The sequence below is a fragment of the Streptomyces sp. NPDC056948 genome (assembly GCF_042674225.1).
GTDB lineage: Bacteria > Actinomycetota > Actinomycetes > Streptomycetales > Streptomycetaceae > Streptomyces > Streptomyces purpurascens.
Map to the genome: position 1 here is coordinate 1 of NZ_JBHUQX010000504.1, position 6,095 is coordinate 6,095.

6 protein-coding genes are annotated in these 6,095 nt (G+C 70.9%); 2 read left to right on the top strand and 4 right to left on the bottom strand.

The genetic code is table 11. The annotated features are described in order from the left end of the window. Positions 1-60 precede the first annotated feature (60 nt). Positions 61-291: a DUF4287 domain-containing protein gene (locus ACFTZL_RS39515; RefSeq protein ID WP_382495775.1), complete on the bottom strand. Its 231-nt coding sequence runs from the start codon at positions 289-291 to the stop codon at positions 61-63. 101 nt (positions 292-392) lie between these two features. Between ACFTZL_RS39515 and ACFTZL_RS39520 the strand changes: the two genes are divergently transcribed. Next, on the top strand, positions 393-704 hold the full coding sequence (locus ACFTZL_RS39520; protein ID WP_382593723.1) for a hypothetical protein: 312 nt from the start codon (positions 393-395) through the stop codon (positions 702-704). 98 nt (positions 705-802) lie between these two features. Here ACFTZL_RS39520 and ACFTZL_RS39525 read toward each other — a convergent pair whose 3' ends face one another. From ACFTZL_RS39525 to ACFTZL_RS39535, 3 genes are all read right to left on the bottom strand, one after another. After that, positions 803-1,585, bottom strand: coding sequence for a hypothetical protein (locus ACFTZL_RS39525; protein ID WP_382593726.1), 783 nt, complete (start codon positions 1,583-1,585; stop codon positions 803-805). A gap of 273 nt (positions 1,586-1,858) precedes the next feature. Beyond that, the gene (locus ACFTZL_RS39530; protein WP_382593729.1) at positions 1,859-3,076 is read right to left on the bottom strand and encodes an acetyl-CoA C-acetyltransferase; all 1,218 of its coding nucleotides are present in this window, start codon (positions 3,074-3,076) and stop codon (positions 1,859-1,861) included. Between the two features lie 129 nt (positions 3,077-3,205). Then, positions 3,206-4,231, bottom strand: coding sequence for an SGNH/GDSL hydrolase family protein (locus tag ACFTZL_RS39535; protein ID WP_382593732.1), 1,026 nt, complete (start codon positions 4,229-4,231; stop codon positions 3,206-3,208). Positions 4,232-4,390: 159 nt separating this feature from the next. Between ACFTZL_RS39535 and ACFTZL_RS39540 the strand changes: the two genes are divergently transcribed. Beyond that, positions 4,391-5,797, top strand: coding sequence for a cystathionine beta-synthase (locus ACFTZL_RS39540; protein WP_382593735.1), 1,407 nt, complete (start codon positions 4,391-4,393; stop codon positions 5,795-5,797). The last annotated feature ends 298 nt before the right edge of the window (positions 5,798-6,095 follow it).

Below are 6,095 nucleotides of genomic sequence, written 5' to 3' on the forward strand. Positions count from 1 at the left end.
CTACTCGTTTCTCGTTGTATCGCCTTGTCCGGACGGTGTCGTCGTCGAGACGGTGCGCGCCTAGAGCAGTTTGCGCGCGGCCCTCCTCAGGTCGTACTCGTGGATGATCGCTTTGGCGTGGCCGTAGGCCAGGTTGTGTTCGTGCCGGAGCCAGCTGACCTTTTCCTCGAAGCGGAAGAGCGCCGGGCCATCTTCGACGGTGCGAAGCCAGTCGGTGATCTCACGACCGGTGCAGTGGGGGATGCGGGCTAGCAGGTTGCGATGGGTCTCTTCGGAGAAGACTTGGGACATCGGCGCCTCCGGACGCTGGGATGTAAGCCGGTCCTTCAGGTCACCGTGCCTGAGTGTTCGCCCGTTGGCAACAGTCCCGGTGCGACGCGTACGCTCGCGGCGTGGTTGATACGAAGCCTCTGACCCGTGCGGTGGATCACTTCGCCGATCGTTTGAGGGCCGCGCCCCAGAGCCGGCTGCAGCGGGGCGCTGCCGCTGAGGCTCTCGGGCTGGCCCGGGAGTTGGCCCGGAGGGCGCAGGCTCTCGAGGAGCCGGGCGTGGAGCCTCGGGAGATGCCGGATGCGGGGATGTTTGCTGCCGCAGATCAGATCACCGTTGCCGGGCATGATCTGGCGGTGGTGATCCCCGGGGATGCCGACGTCGATGAAGCGGTGCGGTTGGTTGAGGAGGCGCAGAAGCGGGCGGGGGTGTGACCCGTTTCGTCGGCGGGTGCGGGTTGCGTGGTGGTTGCTCGCGCCCACGCGGCGGAGCCGCACATCGACACAGCCCCGCGCCCCTTTGGGGGGCTCCACTACAGGGACGAGATGACCCGGTCCGCCAGGATGTAGACGTTTTCCTCGCCGCATTCGAACGTCAGGGTGTACGCGCCCGCGATGCCTGAGCCGCCGAGGAGGACGGGGGTCTTGCCCGCGCGCAGGGCGGTGGCGAGGTGCTCCGCGGTTTCCCGGTGGCCCGGGGTCATGCACAGGGTCGTGCCGTCGGCGAAGACGTAGACGTCGAGGGTGCCCAGCGGGCCCGGGCGGACGTCCGTCAGCTCCACGCGGGCGGAGGCCAGCTCCTCCAGGGTGGCGACCGTGCGCTCGTGGTCGTTCACCACGGGCGACTGCGCCGGCACGAAGTCCGGGTGGGAGGGGTGACGGCGGCGGGCCGCGGCCAGCTCCGGGGACTCGCCGGCCGGTTCCTCGGTGTCGGCGCCGGGCTCGGACACCGGCTCCAGACCCGCGAAATCGGCCTGCCGGGGCAGGAACAGATCGTGGTCGGGCAGGCCCAGCAGGGACGGTGCGTCAGGGGCGTCACGGGTCTCCTGGGCGGCCCAGAACGCCCGCGCCTCGGCGAGCTCCCGCTCCCGTTCCTCGGCGAGTGCCGCGGCCACGGCGGCGCGTATCTCCTCGGCGTCGGCATTGGTGCGGGCGGCCGGCAGCAGCGCACGGGTGGTGGCGGCGCGGTTCTCGGCCAGCGTGGCGTGCAGGGCCGCGACCTGTCGTCGTAGCTGCAGGACGGTGCGCAGGACGGCAACGCCCACGGCGCCCGTGGCGGCCGTGGTGACCAGCAACGCGATCGGCATGGCGCTCACTGACGTACTCCCGGTTCAAAGTCGACCCCCGACTTCCTACATCAGCTTGAAGGGCGGACTAACCAGCTGTCAGTGCGTAACGTCACCAAACGGACAGGGCTTCCGCCTCGGGGGAGGGGGTGTGGCTGCTGTGACCTGCGCTTCTCCCCGGGTGGAGGGAGATAGGTCACATCCTGGGGGAGATTGGATCACAAAACGGCCCAGAACCCTGGAGTTTCCGGGGTTCTGGGCCGACACCTCACAGCCGGTGCTATGGCGGCTACGGTGCGGTGCTCAGCTGAGGCGCTCGATGACCATGGCCATGCCCTGGCCGCCGCCGACGCACATCGTCTCCAGACCGAACTGCTTGTCGTGGAACTGGAGGGAGTTGATGAGCGTGGTGGTGATGCGGGCGCCGGTCATGCCGAACGGGTGTCCGACGGCGATGGCGCCGCCGTTGACGTTCAGCTTCTCCAGCGGGATGCCCAGGTCGCGGTAGGAGGGGATCACCTGGGCGGCGAACGCCTCGTTGATCTCGACCAGGTCGATGTCGTCGATGCCCAGCCCGGCCCGCCGCAGGGCCTGCTTGCTCGCCTCGACCGGGCCGAGGCCCATGATCTCGGGGGAGAGGCCGGAGACGCCGGTCGACACGATGCGGGCGAGCGGGGTGAGGCCGAGCTCGCGGGCCTTGGTGTCGGACATGATCACGAGCGCGGCGGCGCCGTCGTTCAGCGGACAGCAGTTGGCGGCGGTGACCAGGCCGTCCGGGCGGAAGACCGGCTTGAGGCCCTGGATGCCTTCCAGGGTGACGCCGGCGCGCGGGCCGTCGTCCTTGGAGACGACCGTGCCGTCGGGGAGCGTCACCGGGGTGATCTCGCGCTCCCAGAAGCCGTTCTTGATGGCTTCCTCGGCGAGGTTCTGCGAGCGGACGCCGAACTCGTCCATGTCCTGGCGGGTGACGCCCTTGGAGCGGGCCAGGTTCTCGGCAGTCTGGCCCATCGAGATGTACGCGTCGGGCACCAGGCCGTCCTCGCGCGGGTCGTGCCAGGTCGAGCCCTCGGACTGGGCGGTCTCGACGGTGCGGGCCTCGGCGTCGGCGAAGAGCGGGTTGTGCGTGCCCGGGAGGTCCGAGCTGCCGTTCGCGTACCGGGACACGGTCTCGACGCCGGCCGAGATGAAGACGTCGCCCTCGCCGGCCTTGATGGCGTGCAGGGCCATGCGGGAGGTCTGCAGGGAGGAGGAGCAGTACCGGGTGACGGTGCAGCCCGGCAGGTGGTCCATCCCCATCTGCACGGCCACGATGCGGCCGAGGTTGTGGCCCTGCTCGCCGCCGGGCAGGCCGCAGCCGAGCATCAGGTCGTCGATGTCCTTCGGGTCCAGCTCGGGGACCTTGGCCAGGGCGGCCTGGACGATCGTGGCGGCCAGGTCGTCGGGGCGGAGGTCCTTGAGAGAGCCCTTGACGGCGCGGCCGATGGGGGAGCGGGCGGCTGAGACGATCACGGCTTCGGGCATCACGGCTCCATTGACGTACCGGGTGGTCTGGCTGGGCTGTCTGGGAAGTTACCCGTACGTATGGGCTGGGTCACGGGTCTCGCGGTGTGACCCTGGCCGCAGTTTACTAAGCGCTTGCTTTTCCCGCCTTCAGTTCGAGGGCGTGACAGGCGCCGGCTCCTGCTCGGGTACCCGCCGGCGCCGCCTTCGCTTCAGCAGGGCCCACGGTCCCCGCGACCCGGTCGGCATCGCCGCCGCGACCTCCGTGCCCGCCTCCGAGGCGGCCTCCGCCGCCGCCCGGGCCACCGGCAGGAAGCCCTCGCGACGGGAGGCGTCCGGGCGCTCCTCGTCGGCCGGCCACAGGCCGAGGGAGGCGCAGACGCTCGGCAGCACCGCCATCGCCGCCGTCGCGTAGCCCTCGGCGGAGGGGTGGTAGCTGTCGGGGCCGAACAGCTCGCGCGGGTTCTCGGCGAACTCGGGGCCCAGCAGGTCGCCCAGGGACACGGTGCGGCCGCCCTGCTCGACGACTCCGATCGTCTGGGCGGCCGCCAACTGGCGGGAGGCCCGTCGCGCCAGCCAGCGCAACGGCTGCCGGACCGGCTCGATCGTGCCCAGGTCGGGACAGGTGCCGACCACGACCTCCGCACCGGCCGTGCGCAGCCGCCGTACCGCCGACGCCAGGCAGCGCACCGAGCGGGTCGGGGGCATGCGGTGGGTGACGTCGTTGGCGCCGACCATGATCACGCAGATGTCGGGCACCGGATCGGGGTCGGCCAGCACCAGGGCCACCTGGCGGTCCAGGTCGTCCGAACGGGCCCCGGGCGTCGCCACCGTGCGCAACCGCACCGGGCATTCCGCCAGTGCCGCGAGCCCCGACGCCAGCAGCGCCCCCGGTGTCTGCCCGGACCGGTGCACGCCCTGGCCCGCGGCCGTGGAGTCGCCCAGCATGGTCAGCCGCAGCGGCGTCTCACCGGGGCCGGCGTACGCACGGCCGTACAGCCCGTCCGCGTTCGGCACGTGACCGGACGTGCCGTTGCCCACCCGGCGCCGCGCAAGCTGCACCTCCGCCAGCACCAGCCCCACGGCGGCCGCCCCCGCCAGACCGATCCCGCCGCCGCCGTACGCCGCGCCGGCCGCGATCCGCCGGGCCACCCTCGCCCTCGACATGCTCGTCATGCGTCGCCGCCACCTCCTCGAACCCGTACACCCTGTGCTTGCCCCGTACAGGCCGTTGCCCAATCTCAACGCGGAGTGAACGACCGTCACGGACCACGGGCAGCACATAGGCTGGCGGCACCACTCAGACCACTTCTTCTGCGGCATCCGGAGACAACGGTGCAGTTCCACGACTCGATGATCAGTCTCGTCGGCAACACCCCGCTGGTGAGGCTCAACAGCGTGACCAAGGGCATCAGGGCGACCGTCCTGGCCAAGGTGGAGTACTTCAACCCCGGCGGGTCCGTGAAGGACCGCATCGCCCTGCGCATGATCGAGGCCGCGGAGGAGAGCGGCGCGCTCAAGCCCGGCGGCACGATCGTCGAGCCGACCAGCGGGAACACCGGTGTCGGGCTCGCCATCGTGGCGCAGCAGAAGGGGTACAAGTGCATCTTCGTGTGCCCCGACAAGGTGAGCACCGACAAGATCAACGTGCTGCGCGCGTACGGCGCCGAGGTGGTCGTGTGCCCGACCGCGGTGGACCCCGAGCACCCGGACTCCTACTACAACGTCTCCGACCGGCTGGTCCGTGAGACGCCGGGCGCCTGGAAGCCCGACCAGTACTCCAACCCCCACAACCCGCTCTCCCACTACCACTCCACCGGCCCCGAGCTGTGGGAGCAGACGGAGGGGAAGATCACCCACTTCGTGACGGGCGTGGGCACCGGCGGCACCATCTCCGGGACCGGGCGCTATCTGAAGGAGATCAGCGACGGCACGGTGCGGGTCGTCGGCGCCGACCCCGAGGGCTCCGTCTACTCCGGCGGGTCCGGGCGGCCCTACCTCGTCGAGGGCGTCGGCGAGGACTTCTGGCCGACCGCCTACGACCGGACCGTCGCGGACGAGATCGTCGCCGTGTCCGACAAGGACTCCTTCCAGATGACCCGCCGCCTGGCCAAGGAGGAGGGCCTCCTGGTCGGCGGTTCCTGCGGCATGGCGGTCGTCGCCGCGCTGGAGGTGGCCGGGCGGCTCGGCCCGGACGACGTCGTGGTGGTGCTGCTGCCGGACAGCGGGCGCGGCTACCTCAGCAAGATCTTCAACGACGAGTGGATGGCCGACTACGGCTTCCTCGAGGACACGGGCCCGAGCGCCCGCGTCGGCGACGTCCTCGCCGACAAGGAGGGCGACCTCATGCCCTCCCTCGTCCACATGCACCCGGACGAGACGGTCGGCCAGGCCATCGACGTGCTGCGTGAGTACGGCGTCTCGCAGATGCCGGTCGTCAAGCCGGGCGCGGGCCACCCCGACGTGATGGCCGCGGAGGTCGTCGGCTCGGTCGTCGAACGTGAGCTGCTGGACGCGCTGTTCAGCAAGAGCGCCTCGCTCGACGACCCCCTGGAGAAGCACATGTCCGGCCCGCTGCCCCAGGTCGGCTCCGGCGAACCGGTCGAGGACCTGATGGCCGTGCTGGGCAAGGCGGACGCCGCGATCGTCCTGGTCGAGGGCAAGCCCACCGGTGTGGTCAGCCGGCAGGACCTGCTGTCCTTCCTCGCCAGGACCGGGAAAGCGGCGGCGAACACCCGGTGAACCACCCGTGAACCGGGTGAACTTGCGGCGTCCGTGATCTTCGTGGACTTCGCGGAAGTGGTACGAGCGTGTCACGTTCGCGCAGCACCCGCTTAACACGAGTCCTGCACATTGGTGGGTGTCGGCAGGGCGGGAGCGGCTCCCCGCCCAGGTCGACGCCGTAGGCGTCAAGGACCTCCGGAGCGGCTCCCGGACCTCCATGGACCCTACTGACGCGCCAGCCCGGCCCTGACCAGGCCCGCGTCTCTCGCGGGGACCGCCGTCGTCCCGCCCCCCGAACAGGGGGTGCGGCGGTCCC

Excerpts from the sequence above, each read along its gene's own strand:
- ACFTZL_RS39515 (WP_382495775.1), bottom strand. The coding sequence starts at position 291 with ATGTCCCAAGTCTTCTCCGAAGAGACCCATCGCAACCTGCTAGCCCGC.
- ACFTZL_RS39530 (WP_382593729.1), bottom strand. The coding sequence starts at position 3,076 with ATGCCCGAAGCCGTGATCGTCTCAGCCGCCCGCTCCCCCATCGGCCGC.
- ACFTZL_RS39535 (WP_382593732.1), bottom strand. The coding sequence starts at position 4,231 with ATGACGAGCATGTCGAGGGCGAGGGTGGCCCGGCGGATCGCGGCCGGC.